Source organism: Sulfitobacter sp. 1A13679 (assembly GCF_043557115.1).
In the GTDB taxonomy this organism is placed as follows: domain Bacteria; phylum Pseudomonadota; class Alphaproteobacteria; order Rhodobacterales; family Rhodobacteraceae; genus Sulfitobacter; species Sulfitobacter faviae.
This window is the reverse complement of record NZ_JBIFFO010000008.1, coordinates 1-21,802: the sequence shown is the minus strand read 5'-3', so window position 1 is coordinate 21,802 and position 21,802 is coordinate 1. Positions and strand designations below refer to the sequence as shown.

The following is a 21,802-nucleotide window of genomic DNA, read 5'->3' as shown; positions in this document are numbered from 1 at the left end:
GGGGCCGGTATTCTACGCCGCCGCGGTCAGGGCGCGGGCGGGCAGTTGCACACGGAAGGCCGTGCCGGGCACATCCCGCAGAAAGCTGATCTCTCCGCCCAAGCGGCACATGATTTCACGGCAGATGGCAAGGCCAAGCCCCGCGCCATCGCCTTCCCCCGTGATGCGCGAGAACTTCTCGAAAATCAGCGCCTCCGACCCTGCGTCGATCCCATGGCCGTTGTCGACGAAATCAATCACCAGCCCCTGCGCCGTCACCCGCGGCGTGATCACCAGTTGCGGGTTATCCGCAGCGCAGTATTTGCGGGCGTTGGTGACGAGGTTGATAAAGACCTGCACCAGCCGGTCGAGATCGCTGGTCAGCACAATATCCTCGGCCTGCGGATCGCGCAGCACCTTGAGCGGCCGCGTGGCCCCCGCCTGCGCCGTGGTCACCGCCAGTTCCAGCAGATCGCGCAGGTTGCCCTCGCGCTGGTTCAGCGTCACCTGCCCGTTTTCCAGCACCGAAAGGTCCAATAGATCGTCGAGCAGCCGCGTCAGACGGATCGTCTCGCTATGAATGATTGTGGCATAGCGGTTCTTGTCGGCGTCCGTGAGACCGGGCGCATCGCGCAAGATCTCGGAAAACGAGCGGATCGAGGTCATCGGCGTGCGCAATTCATGGCTGATCTGACTGAGGAAACTGTCCTTTTGCAGCGACAACTGCGTCAGCTTCTCATTCGCCGCGCGCAGCTGCGCTGCTGTCTCGGTCAACTCACGCGACTTGGCCTCCAACTGGCTGGAATACTCCAGCATCTGCGCGGATTCGTCGGCCACAGCCAGCAGGTCTTGGACCGAGACCGAGGCCCCGCCGACGATCTGCGCCACCATCGCATGGGCCGTGGCCGCCCCGACCGAGGCGGCCAACTCCCGCTCCAGCGCCTGCACGAATCGTGGTGTGGGCTCGGGCAGACGTTGCCCCTGCCCCTGCCGTTCTGCCTCGCGGGTGAAAAACGCCTGCGCCTCCGTTGCGCCCAAGATGCGCTGCGCCATGATCATCAGGTCTTCGCTGCCCGCGACCGAGGCCGTCCACCCCCGCGCCGGGCCAGAATGGTCAAAGACATTGACGAATTGCGCGCCCTGAAGCCGCTCCAACGGTGTGGGAAAGCTGAAGAGCGAGACGATCACGAAAACCAGCGTGTTGAGCGCGAGGCTCCAGACCACCGCATGCACCGTCGGGTCGATACCCACGATGCCGAAAAGCGCCTCGGGGCGCAGCCAAGCGAGCCCCCAAAGCCCCTGCTCCAAGGTCGCGCTCGACAGGGCCACATCCGCGCCAAAGCTGGGCAGCAGCATGGTAAAGACCCAAAGAACAAAGCCCGTGCCCAGCCCGCAAAGCGCACCGGTCCGCGTGGCCCCGCGCCAGAGCACGCCGCCCAGCATCGCGGGCAGAAACTGCGCCACCCCGCCGAAGGAAATCGTGCCAATCGCCGCCAGCGCCCCGCTGCCGCCCGAGGCGCGGTAATAGAGATAACCCAAGCCCACCACGCAGAAAATCGACAACCGCCGCGCAAGGATGACGATATTGCGCACATCCCCCGACTGCGTCGCCCCATCGCGGCGCAGCGCCAGCCAGATCGGCATGACGATATGGTTGCTCACCATGGTCGAGAGCGCCAGCGTGGCGACGATCACCATCGAGGTCGCCGATGAGAAACCGCCCAAGAAAGACAGCATTGCCAGCCCGTTCTGCCCTTGGCTGAGTGGCAGGCTCAGCACGAAAAGATCGGGGTTCGCGCCTTCGGGCATCAGGTCTAGCCCCACCACCGCGATGGGCACGACGAAAAGGCTCATCAGCATCAGGTACAGCGGGAAGGCCCAGCTTGCGATTTGCAACTGCCGCTCGTCGTCGTTCTCGACCACCATGACCTGAAACATGCGCGGCAGGCACAAAAGCGCGGCCCCCGAAAGCACGGTCAACGCGGCCCAACGGCTGCCCTGCACTTGCCATTGGCCGATGTCGGAGGCGTCGATCCGCGCCAAGGTCTCGCCCAAGCCCCCGGCCAGGCCCCAGATGACGTAGACCCCCACCGCCACCAGCGCCAAGAGCTTGACCACGGCCTCCACCGCGATGGCGATGACCACGCCGTGATGCCGTTCGTTTACGTTCAGGTTCCGGGTGCCGAAAAGCACGGTAAAGAGCGTCAGCCCCGCCGCGACCCAAAGCGCCGCCTGCCCCCGGTTGATCACATCGCCCCCCGCCTCGGCCAGCGGCACGTCGGCGGCGGCGAAGATCGACAGCGACAGGATAACCGATTGCAATTGCAGCGCGATATAGGGCGTCACACCGATCACGGCCATCACCGTCACGACGATCGCCAGCGTGTTGGACTTGCCATAGCGCGATGAAATCAGGTCCGCGATCGAGGTGACGCGATGGCTTCGCCCGATCCGCACCAAACGCCGCAGCCCCCACCACCAGCCGATCATCACCAGCGAAGGGCCGAGGTAGATGGTCACATATTCCAGCCCCGAGCGCGCCGCATATCCCACCGCGCCGTAAAAGGTCCAAGCGGTGCAATAGATCGACAAGGACAGCGTGTAGACCAGCGGCGAGCGCAGCAGCCAGCCGCCCTGCCCGCGCAGGGCCGCGCGTTCGGCGGCGAAGGCCACGATGAACAGCCCCGCCACATACATCAGGCAGACCGCCACCAACTGATTGAGCGATACCATCAGCGCGGCCCGTCCGGCTGTGCTGCATCCTCACCCGAGGCCACATCCCGGGTCCGCCGCCAGAGCGCCCATGTCCCCAAGATCAGCAACGCCCAGACCCCAAAGAGATAGCGCAGCGCCACGCTCATCGGGATGGTCGGCGCGGTGGGGTCTGGGCTGCCCGCTGGGACGGGCCAAAGCAGAGGCACCATCCACAGCATCAACCCCAGAAACGGCAACAGGCGCACCGCATCCATCATCCGCCGCTGACGGTAGCCGCGTTTTTCCAGAAAGATCGGCCTACGGGGCATGGCAGGTCAACTGGCGATCAGGTCGCGCACCGCGTCCAGCATCTCGGCATTTGAGAACGGCTTGGTCATGAAGCGGCTGACACCCGCCTTTTCGGCCATGGCGCGGTCCCGGCTTTGGCCCCTCGCGGTCAGCATCAGCACCGGCAACGCGCCGGTTTCGGGGTCACCCCGCAGCTCATCCAATATCTCGAAACCGCTCTTGCCCGGCAGCATCACGTCGAGCATGACCAGATCCGGCGATGCCTTGCGGATCACCTCCACCGCGCCTGACCCATTGGCCAAGGTCTCCACACGCCAACCCTCTTGGCTCAGCAAAAAGCGGATGGCCTCGGCGATATTCACCTCGTCCTCCACCAGAACTACGAGTTTGCTCATCGGCAAAAAGTCTCCCCCCTCGGTGTGCGGCCGCCCCGTCTTGCTGCGGGGTCTCGCGCACCGGGGCGAGCATGCATCGGTTTGCCAGCCCTGTCAAAAACTGCCTTCCGCGCGGCCTCAGATCCCCTCGCGCAGGATCGAAGGCTCGCGCCGCGCGCGGCATCCTTCGACCGGGCAAATGCGACAGGTCGCGCCCACGGGCTGCGCAGGCGCCGCCCCCGAGGGCACCGGCAAGAGCAGCATGACCGATTGGCTGAGCGGCGGCGTGTTATAGGCAGCGGCGGCCTGCACTTCGCAGGTGGCAATCGCCTCGAACTCCGCCTGCCCGCGCCCCATCTGCATGACGCGGGATTTCATCACCAGCCCCGGCTGCCCCTGCACCGCAAAGAGCGGCCAAAGCGGGCAGCAGGCGCCAAAGCGCGGCACGGTGAACCCCTCGATCGACTTGGCGAATGTCACGCTGCCAGAACGGTCACAGACCACCAGCCCCGCGCCGAGGTCAGGCAGTGACGCCAAGCGCCGCAGCACCCGGCCCATCGGCTGGTCGAGTGCCTGCGCCAATTCGGCAGGATCGTGACCCATCTCCCCCGTCGCCCGCTCCAGCCGCGCCAAAGGCAGCGCCGCCGCATCGCGGGCGATCTGTTGCAACACCCCCGTCGCGATATGCCGCGCGGCCTTGGTCTTAAGCGTATCGGCCTGTTCGACCAGCGCCGCAATCGCCGCCTGCGGGGCGCGCGCCTCTTCCAAAGGATCGAAACGGTAGTCATGCGCGGCGAGGAAGCTCTCAACCTCGGCCTGTGGCGAATGGGCGACCTCGCGGGTCTCGGCGGCATTGTCGAAATAGGTCACCAGCGCCTGCGCACTGTCGGACAGGCGGCGGCTGTCTTGGTGGATATTGGCGTGAAACCGATCGCGCCATTCCGCTTGCAAACTGTCCGTTTCGGCCAGAATCGCCGCGGTGGAACGGATCGCCGCGGCTGTGCTGAGCAATTCATGCATGGAGGTGGCAAGCTGCGGGTCATGGGCCAGCCGGTCTGACAACGCCTCGACCGTCTGCTCCAATGCCGCGATGCGGCGCTGGCTGTTGGCCAGCACCTTGGCCCAGCCCGGAAACCGCCCCGCGAATTCATCCGCCCGGTCGCTCTCTGGCCCGGTTAGCACCGCATCCTCTGCCGCCTCGCGCAGGGTGGCAATCAGCGCGGCTTCGGCCCCTTCGGTCAACGCCTGCGGCTCGACCCCAAGCGCATGGGCAATATTGAGCAAGAGCTTGCCGCCGATTCTGCGCCGATTGTGTTCGATGAGGTTAAGATAGCTGGCCGAGATGCCGCTTTGCTGCGCAAGCTCCGCCTGTTTCAGCCCCGCCATCACGCGCCGCTCACGGATGCGGCTGCCGGTCAGCCCCTCACGCATGGGACGGCCCCGCGTGATTTTTCGCCCGTTGTTTCAAGGTCTTTCTGCGCCGCAATATCATATTCTTTACAGGCCCACCGATGCGATTGCGAATATATTTACAAAAAAATCGTTTCGATCAAGCGCCTTATTGATCGGTTTTCATTTTCCGCGCCATAGTTTCTTTGCACTATTGCGTGTTGTGGCATCGGGGGGAGGTTCCGCTGCTGCGACTTACAAAAATGGGAGGACTTCATGTCGTTTACGAAACTGACACGCCGCGGGCTGATCCAGACCGGCGCGGTTGCCGGTGCAGGGTTGGCGCTGCCGACCTATCTGCGCGCGGAAAATCACGCGGGCTTCACCAATGCCCCCACGGGCAGCACCGTGACGCTTGGCTTCAACGTGCCCCAGACCGGCCCCTATGCCGAAGAAGGTCTGGATGAGCTGCGCGCGCAGGAGCTTGCGGTCGAACACCTCAATGGCGGGGGCGACGGCGGCATGATGAACACCTTCAGCTCCAAGGCGCTGAAAGGAAACGGCATTCTGGGCAAAAAGGTCGAATATGTCACCGGCGACACCCAGACGAAATCCGACGCGGCCCGCGCCAGCGCCAAATCGATGATCGAAAAAGACGGCGCGGTGATGATCAACGGCGGCTCGTCCTCGGGCGTGGCCGTGGCGGTGCAAGACCTCTGCCAATCGGCGGGCGTGATCTTTATGGCGGGTCTCACCCATGCCAATGACACCACCGGCAAGGACCGCAAGGCCAATGGATTCCGGCATTTCTTCAACGCCTATATGTCCGCCGCCGCGCTCGCCCCAGTGCTCAAGAACGCCTATGGCTCTGAGCGTCGCGCCTATCACCTGACCGCGGATTACAACTGGGGCTGGACCCAGCAAGAATCCATCGCCGCCGCGACCGAGGCGATGGGCTGGGAGACCGTGGAGAACGTGCTGACGCCGCTCGCCTCGACCGATTTCTCCTCCTATATCGCGCCGGTGCTGAACTCGGGCGCCGATGTGCTGGTGCTGAACCACTACGGCGGCAACATGGTGAACTCGCTCACCAATGCAGTGCAGTTCGGCCTGCTCGACAAACAGGTCAACGGCAAGAAGTTCGAGATCGTCGTGCCGCTCTACTCCGAGCTGATGGCCGCCGGTGCCGGGGCCAACGTGCAGGGCGTGATCGGCTCGATGAACTGGAACTGGCAGCTGCAAGACGAAGGGTCCAAGGCCTTTACCAAATCCTTTGGTGAGAAATATGGCCGTCCGCCGTCGAACTCCGCGCATACCTGCTACGTGCAGACCCTGCTCTATGCCGATGCGGTGGAACGGGCGGGCTCGTTCAACCCCTGCGCCGTGGTCGAGGCGCTTGAGGGCTATGAGTTTGACGGGCTGGGCAACGGGCCGACACTCTACCGCGCCGACGATCACCAGTGCTTCAAAGACGTGCTCGTGATGAAGGGGGCAGAGAACCCGACCAGCGAATACGACACGCTTGAGATCGTCGAACAGACGCCCCGGGCACAGGTCGAATATGCCCCTGATCACCCGATGTTCGCGGGCGGTGATCTGGGCAAATGCAACCCCGGCGCCTGATCCGCTGACATCAGATGGCGCGCGGGCCTGATCCTGCGCGCCCTTTTTATCGCTGCAAGCGGCCAAGCCGCTTGTAAACGCTTCCCTTACAGGTGGGGACCATGGACGCAATCCTTCTGCAAATACTCAACGGCCTCGACAAAGGCTCGGCCTATGCGCTGATCGCGCTCGGGCTGACACTGATCTTCGGCACCCTTGGCGTGGTCAACTTCGCCCATGGGGCGCTCTTCATGATCGGGGCCTTCTGTTCGGTCACGCTGCAACGCATTCTGACGCTCAGCGTCGAGACCATCGACGAGACCAAGAAGGATTTCCTCGGCAATCCGCTGAAGGTCAAAACCCCCTATGTCGAACAGTGGTTCGGGCCGGAAACGGGACAGGCGATCATTGATTGGTCGGTGCCGCTGGCGATCCTCTTTGCGATCCCGGTGATGCTGCTTATCGGCTTCATCATGGAACGCGGGCTGATCAAACATTTCTACAAGCGCCCCCATGCGGATCAGATCCTCGTGACCTTCGGCCTCGCCATCGTTTTGCAGGAAGTCGTCAAATATTTCTACGGCGCCAACCCAATCCCCACACCCGCGCCCGAGGCCTTTGTCGGCAGCTTCGATTTCGCGCCGCTCTTGGGCTTGGACACGTCTTTGGCCTACCCCTATTGGCGCTTGGTCTATTTTGGCTTTTCCACACTCATCATCGCCGCTGTCTTTGCCTTTCTACAATTCACCACCTTCGGCATGGTGGTCCGCGCAGGCATGGCGGATCGTGAGACCGTGGGCCTTCTGGGCATCGACATCGACCGCCGCTTTACCATCATGTTCGGCATTGCTGCCGCCGTGGCGGGGCTTGCGGGCGTGATGTATGCGCCGATCAACTCGCCCAATTATCACATGGGCATGGACTTTCTGGTGCTGAGCTTTGTCGTCGTCGTGGTCGGTGGCATGGGCTCGCTGCCGGGCGCGGTGCTGGCGGGGTTCCTTTTGGGCATCCTCGAAAGCCTCGCTTCCATGAATGAAATCAAAAGCATCATCTACGGTATCGACCAGATCATCATCTACGTCGTTGCCATCGTGATCCTGCTGGTCCGCCCGCGCGGTCTGATGGGACGCCGCGGCGTGATGGAGGAATAAGACATGTTCGGACTGGAAAAACGCGATACGCTTCTCTTGGGGGTCGTGATCGTTCTCACGCTCTTCGCCCCCTTCATCCTTAACCCCTTTCCCGCAGATTCGGGGCTTGCACAGTTCAACGCGGGCTACCCCGACTTGATGCAACGCTTTGTGATCTTTGGCATCTTCGCCATCGGGTTCAACATCCTCTTCGGGCTGACCGGCTATCTCTCCTTTGGCCATGCGGCCTTTCTGGGGGTCGGTTCCTACTCTGCTGTCTGGATGTTCAAACTGCTCAGCTACAACGTCGTGCCCGCGCTGGTGCTGGCCGTTATCATGGCGGGGCTGTTCTCGGCACTGATCGGCTACATCAGCCTGCGGCGCTCGGGCATTTACTTTTCGATCCTGACGCTAGCCTTCGCGCAGATGTCCTTCAACCTCGCCTATTCGGTGCTGACGCCGATCACCAACGGTGAGACGGGGTTGCAGATCTACACCTCCGATCCGCAGTACCTCCAATCCGTCGACGCGCCTTCGTTTCCGAATCTCTTCGGGGCGGCGATGAACTCCTCGACGACGCTGTTCTTCGGCGGTTGGACCTTCACCTTCTCAGTCGGCTACTATTTCTGCGCGGTCTTCCTGATCCTCGCCTTCTATCTGGCGATCCGCATCTTCCGCTCGCCCTTTGGCATGATGCTGCGGGCGGTGAAATCGAACCAGCAGCGGATGAATTACACCGGGTTGAACACGCGGCCCTACACGCTGGCGGCCTTTGTCATCTCGGGCATGTATGCCGGGCTTGCGGGCGGTCTGCTGGCGGCGATGGACCCGCTGGCGGGGGCCGAGCGGATGCAGTGGACTGCATCGGGCGAAGTGGTGCTAATGACGATCCTTGGCGGCGCGGGCACCTTGATCGGGCCGGTGCTGGGCGCAGGCTTCATCAAGTATTTCGAGAACATCTTTGCCAAGATCAACGACAACGTGCTGCACGGCTGGTTCGCCTTCATGCCCGACGGGATCGAAGACGCGATGGTCGCGATCATCCACCCCTTCGTCGGAAAGGGCTGGCACCTGACGCTTGGCCTTCTGTTCATGCTGGTCGTGATCTTCCTGCCCGGTGGGCTGGTCGAGGGCGGGCAACGTCTGGGCCGGGTCTTCCGCCGCCGGGACAAGAACGCAGGCTCGGTCGAGGCCGACGCCGCCCAACAGCGCAGCGAAGCCGCGGAATAGGAGAGACATCATGGCCATTCTCGAAGTCAAAAATGTCGGCAAGCGCTTTGGCGGGTTGCAGGCGCTGAGCGATGTGAACCTCAGCGTGGCGGAGAACTCCGTCCACGCCATCATCGGCCCCAATGGGGCAGGCAAATCCACCCTGCTGAACTGTCTGGTGGGCAAGCTCATCCCCGATACCGGCTCTGTCATGTTCGACGGGCAGTCTGTGCTGGGCCGCAAACCCTATGAGATCAACCAGATGGGCATTTCCCGCGTGTTCCAAACGCCCGAGATCTTTGGTGATCTGACGGTGATGGAAAACATGCTGATCCCCTGCCTTGCCAAACGCGACGGGGCCTTTCAGCTCAACGGCTGGTCCCGCGTCGTGGGCCAGCAGGACATGATCGACAAGGCCGAGGAAATGCTGCGCGACATGCGTATGATCGACAAACGGCACATGCCCGCAGCCTCCATGTCCCGCGGGGACAAACGGCGGTTGGAGATCGCCATGTGTCTCGCCCAAGACCCCCGTCTGCTGCTCTTGGACGAACCGACCGCCGGAATGGCGCGGGCCGATACCAATAACACCATCGACCTGCTAAAACAGATCAAGGACGAGCGCGACATCACCATCGCCATCATCGAACACGACATGCATGTCGTTTTTTCACTCGCCGAGCGGATTACCGTGCTGGCCCAAGGCACGCCGCTGGTCGAAGACACGCCCGACCGGATCAAGGGCCACCCCAAGGTGCGCGAAGCCTATCTCGGCGAAAGCCAAGACGCCGCCTGACCCCCTCCCTTTGCCGCAGATCTAGGACAGCATATGACCACCAGCACGCTCGACAAAAACGCCAACCACGCCCAAACCGCCCCCGCCTTCCTCTCGGTCTGGGACATTCACGCCTATTACGGCGAAAGCTACATCGTGCAGGGGGTGAGCTTTAACGTCCATGAAGGGGAGATTCTCGCCCTGCTGGGCCGCAACGGGGCGGGCAAAACCTCGACCCTGCGGGCCATCGCGCGGGTGAGCGACCCAGAGTTGAAACGCGGCGAGGTTTGGCTCGACCATCAGCCGCTGCATAATATGGCCAGCCACCAAGCCTCTGCCGCGGGGCTGGCGCTGGTGCCCGAGGATCGGCGCATCATTTCCGGCCTCACGGTCGAAGAGAACCTCAAACTCGCCCAGATCGCCCCGCCCATCGGCTGGTCGCTCGACCGGCTCTATGACCTCTTCCCCCGCCTGCGCGAGCGGCGCCATCAAGAGGGGGTGACCCTCTCCGGCGGGGAGCAGCAGATGCTTGCCATCGCCCGCGCTTTGGCTCGTGACATCAAGGTGTTGCTGCTCGATGAGCCCTACGAAGGGCTGGCGCCGGTGATCGTGGATGAGATCGAAAAGACGCTGGGGCTGATCAAGGCGCAGGGCATCACCACGATTCTGGTCGAACAAAACGCGGTGCGGGCGCTGAAGCTGGCCGACCGGGCGGTGATCCTAGACACCGGCGGCGTGGTCTTTGACGGCACCGCCGCCGAGGTGCTGGACAACGCGGAACTGCGCGCGGAATACCTCGCGATCTGACCTAAGGTCACTCATGTCCGGCGCGCGCGGCTGAGGCCCCGCCTTTTTCTCGCGCCCCGGACTGCTTTGCGCGACAAAAAACCGATCCTACCCCCTAGACAACAGTTGGCTTTTCATGGCTTTGCCCATGCCCTATAAGCGTGCCAATCAATCGCGCAGCGACGGGCCGCAGGCCTGCCGAAATCTTCGAGGATCCAATGACAAACAACACCCATGACGCTGACGTGGCCTTCATCAAGGCCCTCGCCGAGCTGCTGAATGAAAACGACCTGACCGAGCTTCAGGTGAAACGCGACTACGCCGAGGACGACAGCCTGAACGTGCGCGTCAGCCGCAAGCCCCCGCAGCAGGTCATGGCCGCCCCCCAGCAGCAGTACCAAGCCGCCCCGGCGCCCGCCGCCGCATCGGCGCCCGCCGCTGCCGCCCCCGCCGCTTCCGCACCTGCCCCTGCCGCAGACGCCGATCCTGCAGATCACCCCGGCGCCGTGACCTCGCCCATGGTCGGCACCGTCTATCTGCAAGCCGAGCCGGGCGCGCCCGCCTTCATCTCCGTCGGGGCCTCGGTCTCCGAAGGTGACACGCTTCTGATCGTCGAGGCGATGAAGACCATGAACCACATCCCCGCCCCCCGCGCCGGCACCGTCAAACGCATCCTCGTCGGCGACGGCGATGCCGTGGAATTCGGCGCGCCGCTGGTCATCCTGGAATAAGGGCCGGACATGTTCAGCAAAATCCTAGTCGCCAACCGGGGAGAGATCGCGCTGCGCGTCATCCGCGCGGCCCGCGAGATGGGCATCCAGACCGTCGCGGTGCATTCCACCGCCGACAGTGACGCGATGCACGTGCGCATGGCCGACGAATCCGTCTGCATCGGCCCGCCCTCCTCGACCCAATCCTACCTCTCGATCCCCGCCATCATCGCGGCCTGCGAGATCACCGGCGCCGAGGCGATCCACCCCGGCTACGGCTTCCTGTCCGAGAACGCGAATTTCGTGCAGGTGATCGAAGATCACGGGCTCACCTTCATCGGCCCCACCGCCGAGCATATCCGCGTCATGGGCGACAAGATCACCGCCAAAGACACGATGAAAAAGCTCGGCGTGCCCTGCGTGCCCGGCTCCGACGGCGGGGTCACCTCGCTGGAAGAAGCCAAGCGCATCGGTGAGGAGATCGGCTATCCGGTCATCATCAAGGCCACCGCCGGTGGCGGCGGCAAGGGCATGAAAGTGGCCCAGACCGCCAAGGACATGGAAAAGGCCTTCCAGACCGCCCGCGCCGAGGGCAAATCGAACTTCGGCAACGACGAAGTCTATATCGAGAAATACCTCACCACGCCGCGCCACATCGAGATTCAGGTCTTTGGTGACGGCAAGGGCAATGCCGTGCATCTGGGCGAGCGCGACTGCTCGCTGCAGCGCCGCCACCAGAAGGTGTTTGAGGAGGCCCCCGGCCCCTCCATCACCGAGGAAGAGCGTGCGCGCATCGGCAAGGTCTGTGCCGACGCCGTGGCCAACATCAACTACATCGGCGCGGGCACCATCGAGTTCCTCTACGAGAACGGCGAGTTCTATTTCATCGAAATGAACACCCGCCTGCAGGTGGAACACCCGGTGACCGAGGCGATCTTTGGTGTCGATCTGGTGCGCGAGCAGATTCGCGTGGCCGAAGGGCTGCCGATGTCCTTCACGCAGGATGATCTGCAGATCAATGGCCATGCCATCGAGGTGCGCATCAACGCCGAGAAACTGCCGAACTTCTCGCCCTGCCCGGGCAAGATCACGCAGTATCACGCCCCCGGCGGTCTTGGCGTGCGGATGGATTCGGCGCTCTACGACGGCTATTCGATCCCGCCGTTCTACGACAGCCTAATCGGCAAGCTCATCGTGCACGGTCGCGACCGGCCCGAGGCGCTCGCGCGTCTAGACCGCGCTTTGGGCGAGTTGATCGTGGACGGGGTCGACACCACCGTGCCGCTGTTCCACGCCCTGCTGGCCGAAGAAGACATCCAATCGGGCGGCTACAACATCCACTGGCTTGAGCATTGGCTGGAAACCAACCTCGGCGACGGCTGACATGACATGTCGGATCTGACGCCAGAGATCCTGCTCCACGGCTATTCCATCGGGATTTTCCCCATGGCGGAACACCGCGACGACCCGGAAATTTTCTGGGTCGATCCGCGGCGCCGTGGGGTGATGCCGCTCAACGGTTTCCACATCTCGCGCTCTCTGGCCCGCGCCATTCGGCGCAGCACGTTCCACCACACGATCAACCGTGATTTTCAAGCTGTCGTCGCCGGTTGTGCCGACCGCGAAGACACATGGATCAATGCCGAGATCACCGCGCTCTACACTGCGTTGCACCGCGCGGGCTATGCCCATTCGCTTGAGGTTTGGGACGGTGACGCGTTGGTGGGCGGTGTCTATGGCGTCACGCTGGGCCGGGCGTTTTTCGGCGAGAGCATGTTTTCGCGCCGGACCAATGCGTCAAAAATGGCGCTGGCAGCGCTGGTGGATCGGCTGCGCCGCGCGGGGTTCACCCTGTTCGATACGCAGTTTCTGACCGATCACCTCGCCTCTCTCGGGGCGGTGGAGATTTCGCGGGCAGAATATCACGCGCAGCTCGATGTGGCGAAACGCGGCAATGCGCGGTTCAGCGCGCCTAAGTTGGACAGTCTTCAGGACGTGCTGCAGCGCATGACCCAGATGTCATAGCGGAAATGCTCCAGCGCGTGCAGCGCGGGGGCCGAGGCGATCATCCAACCGGAAAACAAGGCGCTGTCGCTGCCCTCTTCGGTGATCTCAAGCGCGGCATAGGCATTGGCCGCCGGATCCCCCGCCGGATAGCGGCAATCGACCATGGTGATCTGCAAATTGCCCAAGGTCAGCCGGTCGCCCTTGGTGATCTCCAGATCGGTCGTATCGCCCGAAATCTTGTCTAAGGCACGCAACACGCCACCCGAGGCGCTGGCGACCTGCCCCCCCTCTTGAGCGTGAAGCGGCGCGGCCAGCAAAAGCGCGGCCAAGAGAAGCTTTTTCATGGGTACACCCGGATTGCGTGAGCTTTGGGGCCGCGCGAAAGGCGCGGCCAACCGATCATTCAGGCTGCCAGGCCTCGTAATCCTTACGTTCGATAGGTTCGGCGCGGCGCAGCGACCCGGCGGGCGCATAGGCCATGGCGGTGCCGGTGCGATTCTCCACATGGGCCTTTTCCCATGGCTTATGCGCCAGCGGCTTGTCGGTCGGCGGCTCGTCCCATGTGCGGTGCAGCCAGCCATGCCAATCGGGGCTCACGCGGCTCGCCTCGGCCTCACCGTTGAAAATGACCCAGCGTTTGCTGTCGTCGGCGTTGCGGTAATAGACGTTGCCCTGCGCGTCTTCGCCCACCTTGCTGCCCTTGCGCCAAGTGAAAAGCTGGGTGTTCAGCGTCTGGCCGTTCCACCATGTGACACTGCGCAGAAGTGAATTGAGAATGCCCATTGAGGTCTCCGTTCCTGTTGCCCGTTATATGCACCATGGAGGCTTTGGCGTCCAGCCTCACCGCGCAGGAGGTTCCACGCGCGGCAGGATTCGCCGCCGAAAATCAGCCATCTGCCGCCGCGCGCAAAAGGGCCGTGCATTCGATCTCAATCCGGTATTTCGGGTCGATCAGCCCGCATTCGATCATCGTCGCCGCGGGCGGATGCGCGCCGAAGGCCGAGCGTAGAAGCGGCCAGCAAGCTTCGAACTCCGCCGCGTCGGTTAGCATATAGGTGACGCGCACCACATGGGCGAAATCACTTCCTGCCTCGGCCAAGGCCGCCTTGATCGTTGCCAGTGCCGCCGCGCATTGCGCCGTCACCTCTGCCCCCTCACCCACGGTGCCGGAGACATGGACCATGCCCCCCGCCACCACAGCGCGGCTGTAGCCGATCTTACCCTCATAGATGCCGCCAGATGAAATGCGCTGCATAAAGCCCTCTCCCGAAACGCAAAAGGGCGGACCAGATGGCCCGCCCCTATGACTTTGCCTTACGCGCTTAGCCCGCGCTGGCTGGTTCTTTGCTTTCGCTGTCGGCGTGGATCATCAGCGGCTTGGCCTCCGATGTGACGGCCTCCTCGTTGACGACCACTTCGCTCACCGTCTCCAGCCCCGGCAGTTCGAACATCGTGTCGAGCAGGATGTCTTCGAGGATGGAGCGCAGACCGCGAGCGCCGGTCTTCCGCTCGATCGCGCGTTTGGCGATGGCTTGCAGCGCGTCATCGGTGAAGGTCAGCTGCGTGTCCTCCAATTCGAACAGACGCTGGTACTGTTTGACCAGAGCGTTCTTCGGCTCGGTCAGGATGGTGACCAGAGCGTCCTCATCCAGATCTTCGAGTGTTGCCAGAACCGGCAGACGGCCCACGAATTCCGGGATCAGACCGAACTTCAGCAGGTCTTCGGGCTCAAGATCGGTGAAAATCTCACCAATGCCGCGAGCGTCATTGTCACGCACGTCGGCGCCAAAGCCCATGGCAGAGCCTTTGCCACGCTGCGCGATGATCTTGTCGAGACCGGCAAACGCACCGCCGCAGATGAAGAGGATGTTCGTGGTGTCCACCTGCAGGAACTCCTGCTGCGGATGCTTGCGCCCGCCCTGCGGCGGCACGGAGGCCACGGTGCCTTCCATCAGCTTCAGCAGCGCCTGCTGCACGCCCTCGCCCGACACGTCGCGGGTGATCGAGGGATTTTCAGACTTGCGGGTGATCTTGTCGACCTCGTCGATATAGACGATGCCGCGCTGCGCGCGCTCGACGTTGTATTCCGACGCCTGCAACAGCTTGAGAATGATGTTCTCCACATCCTCGCCCACATAGCCGGCCTCGGTCAGCGTGGTCGCATCGGCCATGGTGAAGGGCACATCGAGGATGCGCGCCAGCGTCTGCGCCAGCAACGTCTTGCCGCAGCCAGTGGGGCCGATCAGCAGGATGTTGGATTTCGCCAGTTCTATATCGCCGCCCTTCTGGGCGTGGTTCAACCGTTTGTAGTGGTTGTGGACCGCCACCGAGAGCACGCGCTTGGCCATCGCCTGACCGATCACATAGTCGTCCAACACGCCGCAGATGTCGCGGGGCGTGGGCACGCCATCGGTCGCCTTGAGGCCCGAGGCTTTGGTCTCTTCTCGGATGATATCCATGCACAGCTCGACGCATTCGTCGCAGATGAACACGGTCGGCCCCGCAATCAGCTTGCGCACCTCGTGCTGGCTCTTGCCGCAGAAGCTACAGTAGAGCGTATTTTTGCTGTCGTTGCCGGAATTATTCGCCATCTCAAACCTTTCAGGTCTGTCGTGTATGTCCGCCCCGGTCTTGGGGCCGCGAGATTTGGCCTCAAGCTTAGGCCAGTGACCCCGGCGCTACAATCGCAAAATATGCAGCGCCGGGCCCCTTCGATTACTTGTCTTTCTTGTCCTTGCCACCGGCGGCAGCCTCATCGGCCTTGCCACGGCTTTCGACGATTTCATCGAGATGGCCCCATTCCTTGGCTTCCTCGGGCGTCATCCACAGATCACGGTCGAGCGCTTTTTGAACGGTTTCCAGCGGCTGGCCGGAGTGTTTGACATAGAGCTGATACATCCGCTCACGGGTGCGCTCGATGTGCCGCGCCGAGATCAGGATATCTTCGGCCATGCCCTGCGAGCCGCCGGAGGGCTGGTGGATCATCACTTCGGCATTGGGCAGCGCGAAACGCATGCCCTTTTCGCCGCCGATCGCGATGACCGACCCCATGGAGGCCGCCATTCCGCAGATCAGGGTGGAGACCTTGGGCTTGATGTATTGCATCGTGTCGTAAATCGACAGGCCCGCCGTCACCTCGCCACCGGGCGAGTTGATGTACATGCTGATTTCCTTGGAGGGGTTCTCTGCCTCAAGGTGCAACAGCTGGGCGACGACCAGATGGCTCATCCCGCTGTGGATCGGACCGTTGACGAAGATGATCCGCTCTTTCAGCAGACGCGAGAAGATGTCGTAGGACCGCTCGCCCCGGCTGGTTTGCTCAACCACCATCGGGACAAGCGTGTTCATATAGGTGTTGATCGGATCGTTCATGCGTGCCTGCCTCAGTTCCTGTTCGCGGGACCATACCCGCAAAACTGTTACCCAGAGATTAGTCCCCCCGGTATGGGGGTTCAAGGGGGGCAGGCACGACAGTCTGCGCTAATCGCGCCGATCACTCCGACGCGTCGCGCAGGTAGGCGATCAACGCGTCGATATCCTCGGGCTTGCGGACACCCCGGAACGACATTTTAGTGCCGTTCATGAAGCCCTTAGGGTCCGCCAGAAAGGCGCTCAACTCATCGTGAGACCAGACCAACCCCTCCGCCGCTGCGGCCTGCATGGCTTTGGAGTAGCGAAAGCCGTCAACCGCACCCGCCGGGCCATCCACGATGCCGTTCAGCATCGGGCCGACACGGTTCTTCGCCTTGGCGCCGATCTGGTGGCAGGATTTGCATTTGCGAAACGCCTTCTCCCCGGCCTTGATCAGCGCGGGATCGGCGGCGGGGGCTTTGGCCACCTCGACCGGCGCGGGGGTCTCTTCGGGGGCAGGCTCCGCCGCGGCTTTGCTCTCTTCGGCCTTAGCCTCTTCGGCTGCGGCCTTGGCGGCGGTCTCCTCGGGCGTCACGTCCAGCACGGCGGCGCGCATGGTGATCTCGACCGAGGGTTTGCAATCGCTCATGCAGGGCTCTTGCTTGAAGGACGCAAACTCGACCTCCGCCCGGTCATCGGGTTTAAAGGCCGCCTCATTCGGCAGGCGCAGCTCGGCGAAATTCTCTGACGAGAGCACGAAATCCTCATCCACCTCGTCATTGAGATAGAGCAGATAGGCGGTGATCGCATAGACCTCGTCATCGCTCAGCGACTGCGCATCGCCGAAGGGCATCGCCCGGTTCACATAGTCGTAAACCGTTGAAAGGTATGGCCAATAGCTGCCGATCGTCTTGACGGGGCGCATGTCGGTCAGGCTGCCCTGCCCACCCGCGAGGACCGGCCAACGGCCCGTGCCCTCGCCAAAGACGCCGTGGCAGGAGGCGCATTTCGCGGTGTAAATCTCATCCCCGGTCATCACGTCGCCACGGCCCTCGGGCAGACCTGTGCCGTCAGGGCGCACGTCGATGTCCCACAGCGCCACTTCCTCGGGGGTGGCGGCGCGGCCAAGGCCCAAAGGCTCGGCGGCCAGCGGGCTTGCCAGCGCGGTGGTCAGGAGGGCAGCTTTAAGAAATTTCGACATTTTCGGCCTTTCCGTCTGCATCGACCGCCCAGGTCTGGATGCCGTTATTGTGGTAGATCGAATTCTCGCCGCGCACTTCGCGCAGCGCATCCTTGGTGGGCTGGACGTAGCCGGTGCTGTCATGCGCGCGGCTTTGCAGCAGCAGGGGTTTGCCGTCCCATTCGAAGTCAAAGTAGAAGCGGTGCAGCGCCTTGGGCGTGCTCGGCCCGTCCATCCGCGCCTGATGCCACGTGATGCCACCGTCGAGCGTCACATCCACGCGCGGGATCGTGCCGCGGCCCGACCACGCGAGGCCGGTCAGAACGGTCGGCCCCGGGCCATGGGTGATCGGCGCCTGCGGGCTGGGGCTGGTGATGACTGATTTCGCGTCCATCTCCCAGGTAAAGCGCCGCGCGACGCCGTCGGCCATGAGGTCGGTGTATTTGCTGGTCTCCTCGCGGTGGTGCCAAGGCTGGTCGCCGACTTCGAGCCGGCGCAGCCATTTAACCCACATGTTGCCCTCCCAGCCGGGCACCACGAGGCGCACCGGGTAGCCCTGTTCGGGGCGCAGCGCTTCACCGTTCATCTTGAAGGCCACGAGGCAATCGTCGAGCGCCTTTTCCATCGGGATCGACCGGCTCATCGCCGCGGCATCGGCGCCCTCGGCCAGAAGCCATTTGCCCTCGGGCTTCACGCCGGCCTCTTCCAACACCAGCCGCAGCGGCACGCCGGTATACATCACGTTGTGGATCATGCCGTGGGTGAACTGCACGCCGTTCAGCTGCGATCCGCGCCACTCCATGCCCGAATTCGCCGCGCATTCGAGGAAATAGACGTGGTTTTCGCGCGGGAAGCGGTGCAGGTCTTCCATCGTCAACACCAAAGGCTTTTCGACCAGACCGTTGATCATCAGCCGGTGCTGCGCCGGGTCGACCTTGGCGACGCCGGAATGGTGCCGCTCGAAACACAGGCCGTTGGGGGTGATCGTCCCGTCAAGGTCATGCAGCGGGGTAAAGTTGATCGAACTTACCGGATCGGCGGTCAGCCATTCCACCGTGCGCCGCTTTACATCCGCCTCATACGGCGAAGGCATCCCGTAAGGCGCGACGTCGACGCCGTCGCCCAGTTCCTGCATCCATGGATGGATCGCGATGCCCGGATCGGTCTGCGCGGCACTGGCTTGCCCTGCCAGCGTCCCCGCGGCCGCCGCCCCTGCCCCCGTCAGAAAGGCACGGCGCGATGGCCCCTTGTGGTTCTCTTCTGTCATGTCGTGGCCCTCACATATTCAAATTCATTTTATTGAATTTGTATCTATGTGAGAACCCCTATTCTCATTTTCCTTACTTTGGCAGAACGATTTTCACTGGGGTCCGGGCGCCTTCGCCCACGGTGTTCAGTTTCGAGATATGGCTTTCCACCACGTCCCAGATCGGCGGGCCTTCGGTGCCCTCGTTGACGGAGGCCCAACCGGCCACGACATAGCTGCGCTGCGGGTCGATGGGCTCGCCGGTGCTGAGCAAAGTCATCTCGCTAATCCGCTCGCCCTGCGGCTTGGCGATGTCCATCTTGAAGCCCATGCCCCCGACGCGCACCATGTCCCCGCCCTGCTGGTAATAGGGATCGGGGTTGAACAGGTTGTCGCCCACGTCCTCCAGCACGACTTTCAGGAATTCGCCCGTCATTTCCGTGCGGTAGGCATTGGGATAGGTCATTGAGGTGACGTTGAAGATATCCTCGCGCGTAATGTCCTGACCGGGCAAGATCGACGGCCCCCAACGCACCCCGGGGCTGAGCGCGATCTCGGCGTCGCGCTCGCTCAGCAGCGCGTCGCAGATGAGGTCATCCCACGTCCCGTTGAAATTGCCGCGGCGGTAGAGCAGCGCATCCGACTGCCCCACCACATGGGTCAGATCCTCAAGGAAGGGCGCGCGCTGTGCGTCGATCAGCTTTGCCACCTCGGCATCGGGCGTGATGAGATCTGAGAAGATCGGGATCAGCTTGTGCCGGATGCCCATCATCTTGCCGTCGCGCACGTCCAGATCGACGCGAGAGACGAATTTCCCGTTCGAGCCGGAGGCGATGATATGCGTCTCGCCCACCAGCACCGGTTCGGGCAGCGCGTCATGGGTGTGGCCCGAGAGGATCACGTCGATCCCTTTGACGATCCCGGCCATCTTCTTGTCGACGTCGAAACCGTTGTGGCTCAGACAGACGACCAGTTCGGCGCCCTTGCTGCGCACCTCGTCGACCATCTGCTGCATATGCTCGTCGCGGATGCCAAAGGAGTATTCGGGGAACATCCAGCCGGGGTTGGCGATGGGCATATAAGGAAAGGCCTGCCCGATGACGGCGATCTTCACGCCGCCGCGCTCGAAAAATTCGTACGGCTTGAACAGCTCCGCCGGCTCATCCCATTCACGGTCAAAAATGTTCTGGCCGAGGGCGGCAAAGGGCAGCCCTTCGACGATCTCCTGTACCCGCTCGGAGCCCAGCGTGAACTCCCAGTGGAAGGTCATCGCATCGGGCTTCAGCGCGTTCATCACGTTAACCATGTCCTGCCCTTCGGTCTTGAGACAGGTCATCGAGCCGTGCCATGTATCGCCGCCATCCAAGAGCAGCGCGTCGGGACGGTCGGCGCGGATGGCGTTCAGCACGGTGGCCACGCGGTCGAGCCCGCCGACCTTCCCGTAGGCCTGTGCTTGGGCCACGAAATCGTCGTAGGTCAGGGCATAATCCAACGGCGTGCCGCCGCCGATGCCGTAGCGGACGCGGAAATCCTCGCCGGTGATATGGGGCACCTTGCCGCGGTTCTCGCCCACGCCGATGTTCACAGACGGTTCGCGGAAATAGATCGGCTTTAGCTGGGCATGGATGTCGGTCACATGCATCAGGGTGACATTGCCGAACTTCTCGAACTCCAGAAGCGCGTCCTGATCAAAGCGGTCCTGTGCCGCCAGCCGCGCCCAGTTGCCGAAGCCCGAGCCGCCATAGATGGAGGCCGCGGCCATGGACATTTGCAGAAAATCACGGCGAGACAGCATGTTACGCTCCAGCACTTGAAAACAGGGAAAGGCCCCGCCCCCGTGTCAGGGGGCGGGATCACGTCAGGCGAAACGCCCGAGATTCAGTTCAGTTACGCACCGAAGGCGCTTCGACCGAGAGGCCGTTGCCGCGGCTGGCGACGTAAAGCTCCAGCGCCACAAACTCGGGACTGCCGGGGCTGAAGGTCTCGGCCCTTGTGTCGCGGACGCAGCCCCTGAAACGCGCATGGGCGCTGTTGAGCTTGGTATTTTTCAGACGGTAGACCGGGAAGCCGTTGATCTGGCCTTGGCTCAGGTGGTCGGCCCGGATCATGTTGCCGTAGTTGTCCTCGTGGCAATTGGCGCAGCTCAGCTCAAGCTGGCCGTAGCGGGTGTAGTACATCTCCTTGCCCTGCTCCCATGTGCTCTGGGCCGGGCCGTCGATCGCCACGTTGACCGGCATGCCGCGCGACTGAACCGAGATCAGCGCCTCCATGGCCGTCATTTGGCTGCCGGTGTACTTGTAAGGCTCGGCGCCCATCTGGTTCTCGCGGCAGTCGTTGATCTGCTGCGCCAGCGTGCGCACCTCACCGGCCTCTTCGTTCCACTTCGGATAGACCGCCCGGACGCCCTTCATCGAGGTTTCCACGTCGTTGTGGCAGGAGGCGCAGGACTTGCCCTCGCTGCCCTCGGCCGTGTCCCAGGCGGCTTGGGCCTGATCGACGAAGATCATGCCCGAGTTGTCGAAGTCGTCCATCTGGAGGGCTTGGGTTTCATCCGAACGGAAACGCCAGCCCGACATGATCTCCGGCAAGGCGCCTTCGAGATGCGCAGGCGGTTCGGTCTTGGTCACCATCTCGATCTCACCGTTGACGACAAGCTCGGCCTCCTCATCGGCCGCTGCAAACGTGGGGGCCGCCACCAAAAGCGCCGCGACTGCGGTCATTGCCTTGAATTTCATGTCTTTCCTCCCTGTTCCAAGCGCGCTGCGGCTGCCCCGAGGGGTCAGCCGATCGCGATGGATTTGACTTCTTCGTAGACCGAGCCGTCGTCATCGTACCACGTGAACTTGAACTCGCCGGCCTCGGGCACCGTGGCGTCGAACTCGAAATAGGGGTTCGTGGACATCGCCGGCTCCATCTTCACGTCGATCACGTTCTGGCCGTTGAACTCGGCCGTGAAGCGATTGATGATCGAGCGCGGGATGACATTGCCGTCGCTGTCCTTGCGCTGGCCCGATTCCATCGGGTGGCTGATCAGCGTCTTGATCGTGATGACCTCGCCGGC

At 62.9% G+C, this 21,802-nt stretch carries 22 protein-coding genes; 8 read left to right on the top strand and 14 right to left on the bottom strand.

All coding sequences use genetic code 11. The features are described 5' to 3' along the window. Nucleotides 1-12 precede the first annotated feature (12 nt). From ACGYLA_RS08025 to ACGYLA_RS08010, 4 genes are all read right to left on the bottom strand, one after another. Nucleotides 13-2,712, bottom strand: coding sequence for an ATP-binding protein (locus ACGYLA_RS08025; protein WP_394431695.1), 2,700 nt, complete (start codon nt 2,710-2,712; stop codon nt 13-15). Beyond that, the gene (locus ACGYLA_RS08020) at nt 2,712-3,002 is read right to left on the bottom strand and encodes a hypothetical protein (protein ID WP_394412658.1); all 291 of its coding nucleotides are present in this window, start codon (nt 3,000-3,002) and stop codon (nt 2,712-2,714) included. The genes ACGYLA_RS08025 and ACGYLA_RS08020 overlap by 1 nt, the downstream gene beginning before the upstream one ends. 6 nt (nt 3,003-3,008) lie before the next feature. Further along, nucleotides 3,009-3,377, bottom strand: a complete 369-nt coding sequence (locus tag ACGYLA_RS08015; protein ID WP_067261826.1) for a response regulator transcription factor — start codon at nt 3,375-3,377, stop codon at nt 3,009-3,011. Between the two features lie 117 nt (nt 3,378-3,494). Beyond that, a complete protein-coding gene (locus ACGYLA_RS08010; RefSeq protein WP_394431693.1) occupies nt 3,495-4,787 on the bottom strand; it encodes a helix-turn-helix domain-containing protein in 1,293 nt (430 codons plus the stop codon). Nucleotides 4,788-5,021: 234 nt separating this feature from the next. On the opposite strand from ACGYLA_RS08010, the gene ACGYLA_RS08005 reads away from it, so the two are divergent. The 8 genes from ACGYLA_RS08005 (at nt 5,022) to aat (ending at nt 12,982) form a co-directional block, all read left to right on the top strand. Beyond that, nucleotides 5,022-6,368, top strand: a complete 1,347-nt coding sequence (locus ACGYLA_RS08005) for a substrate-binding protein (RefSeq protein WP_067261823.1) — start codon at nt 5,022-5,024, stop codon at nt 6,366-6,368. A gap of 101 nt (nt 6,369-6,469) precedes the next feature. After that, entirely contained in the window at nt 6,470-7,498 is a 1,029-nt protein-coding gene (locus tag ACGYLA_RS08000) for a branched-chain amino acid ABC transporter permease (RefSeq protein ID WP_271689857.1), read from the top strand. Between the two features lie 3 nt (nt 7,499-7,501). After that, nucleotides 7,502-8,707 carry a branched-chain amino acid ABC transporter permease gene (locus ACGYLA_RS07995; RefSeq protein ID WP_209218747.1) on the top strand — a complete coding sequence of 402 codons (1,206 nt, stop codon included), beginning with the start codon at nt 7,502-7,504 and terminating at the stop codon, nt 8,705-8,707. A gap of 10 nt (nt 8,708-8,717) precedes the next feature. After that, on the top strand, nt 8,718-9,482 hold the full coding sequence (locus ACGYLA_RS07990) for an ABC transporter ATP-binding protein (RefSeq protein WP_394431691.1): 765 nt from the start codon (nt 8,718-8,720) through the stop codon (nt 9,480-9,482). A gap of 33 nt (nt 9,483-9,515) precedes the next feature. Next, nucleotides 9,516-10,268 (top strand): ABC transporter ATP-binding protein, encoded by a 753-nt coding sequence (locus tag ACGYLA_RS07985; protein ID WP_067261816.1) that lies wholly within the window; start codon nt 9,516-9,518, stop codon nt 10,266-10,268. A gap of 197 nt (nt 10,269-10,465) precedes the next feature. After that, the gene (accB, locus tag ACGYLA_RS07980) at nt 10,466-10,978 is read left to right on the top strand and encodes an acetyl-CoA carboxylase biotin carboxyl carrier protein (RefSeq protein ID WP_394431689.1); all 513 of its coding nucleotides are present in this window, start codon (nt 10,466-10,468) and stop codon (nt 10,976-10,978) included. 9 nt (nt 10,979-10,987) lie between these two features. After that, the gene (gene accC / locus ACGYLA_RS07975; protein WP_394431687.1) at nt 10,988-12,340 is read left to right on the top strand and encodes an acetyl-CoA carboxylase biotin carboxylase subunit; all 1,353 of its coding nucleotides are present in this window, start codon (nt 10,988-10,990) and stop codon (nt 12,338-12,340) included. Between the two features lie 6 nt (nt 12,341-12,346). Continuing rightward, complete coding sequence (aat, locus tag ACGYLA_RS07970) at nt 12,347-12,982, top strand: leucyl/phenylalanyl-tRNA--protein transferase (protein WP_394431685.1); 636 nt, start codon at nt 12,347-12,349, stop codon at nt 12,980-12,982. Here the strand turns inward: aat and ACGYLA_RS07965 are convergent. The 10 genes from ACGYLA_RS07965 to soxZ all read right to left on the bottom strand — a co-directional run. After that, entirely contained in the window at nt 12,946-13,308 is a 363-nt protein-coding gene (locus ACGYLA_RS07965; protein WP_394431683.1) for a DUF2155 domain-containing protein, read from the bottom strand. The two genes, aat and ACGYLA_RS07965, sit on opposite strands and share 37 nt — an antisense overlap. A gap of 55 nt (nt 13,309-13,363) precedes the next feature. Continuing rightward, nucleotides 13,364-13,747 (bottom strand): NADH:ubiquinone oxidoreductase subunit NDUFA12, encoded by a 384-nt coding sequence (locus ACGYLA_RS07960; RefSeq protein WP_394431681.1) that lies wholly within the window; start codon nt 13,745-13,747, stop codon nt 13,364-13,366. A gap of 103 nt (nt 13,748-13,850) precedes the next feature. Then, complete coding sequence (locus tag ACGYLA_RS07955) at nt 13,851-14,219, bottom strand: Rid family hydrolase (RefSeq protein WP_394431679.1); 369 nt, start codon at nt 14,217-14,219, stop codon at nt 13,851-13,853. Nucleotides 14,220-14,286: 67 nt separating this feature from the next. Beyond that, nucleotides 14,287-15,555 carry an ATP-dependent Clp protease ATP-binding subunit ClpX gene (gene clpX, locus ACGYLA_RS07950; protein ID WP_271689851.1) on the bottom strand — a complete coding sequence of 423 codons (1,269 nt, stop codon included), beginning with the start codon at nt 15,553-15,555 and terminating at the stop codon, nt 14,287-14,289. 124 nt (nt 15,556-15,679) lie between these two features. Beyond that, a complete protein-coding gene (locus ACGYLA_RS07945; protein ID WP_067267539.1) occupies nt 15,680-16,336 on the bottom strand; it encodes an ATP-dependent Clp protease proteolytic subunit in 657 nt (218 codons plus the stop codon). 121 nt (nt 16,337-16,457) lie between these two features. Then, nucleotides 16,458-17,516, bottom strand: a complete 1,059-nt coding sequence (locus tag ACGYLA_RS07940) for a c-type cytochrome (RefSeq protein WP_394431677.1) — start codon at nt 17,514-17,516, stop codon at nt 16,458-16,460. Further along, nucleotides 17,500-18,762 carry a sulfite dehydrogenase gene (gene soxC, locus ACGYLA_RS07935; RefSeq protein WP_394431675.1) on the bottom strand — a complete coding sequence of 421 codons (1,263 nt, stop codon included), beginning with the start codon at nt 18,760-18,762 and terminating at the stop codon, nt 17,500-17,502. The genes ACGYLA_RS07940 and soxC overlap by 17 nt, the downstream gene beginning before the upstream one ends. A 73-nt stretch (nt 18,763-18,835) precedes the next feature. After that, nucleotides 18,836-20,536 (bottom strand): thiosulfohydrolase SoxB, encoded by a 1,701-nt coding sequence (gene soxB / locus ACGYLA_RS07930; RefSeq protein ID WP_394431673.1) that lies wholly within the window; start codon nt 20,534-20,536, stop codon nt 18,836-18,838. 88 nt (nt 20,537-20,624) lie between these two features. Further along, the gene (gene soxA / locus ACGYLA_RS07925) at nt 20,625-21,476 is read right to left on the bottom strand and encodes a sulfur oxidation c-type cytochrome SoxA (RefSeq protein WP_394431671.1); all 852 of its coding nucleotides are present in this window, start codon (nt 21,474-21,476) and stop codon (nt 20,625-20,627) included. A 44-nt stretch (nt 21,477-21,520) separates the two neighbouring features. Further along, nucleotides 21,521-21,802 (bottom strand): thiosulfate oxidation carrier complex protein SoxZ (gene soxZ / locus ACGYLA_RS07920; RefSeq protein ID WP_394431669.1); only part of this gene is annotated, 282 nt, incomplete at its 5' end.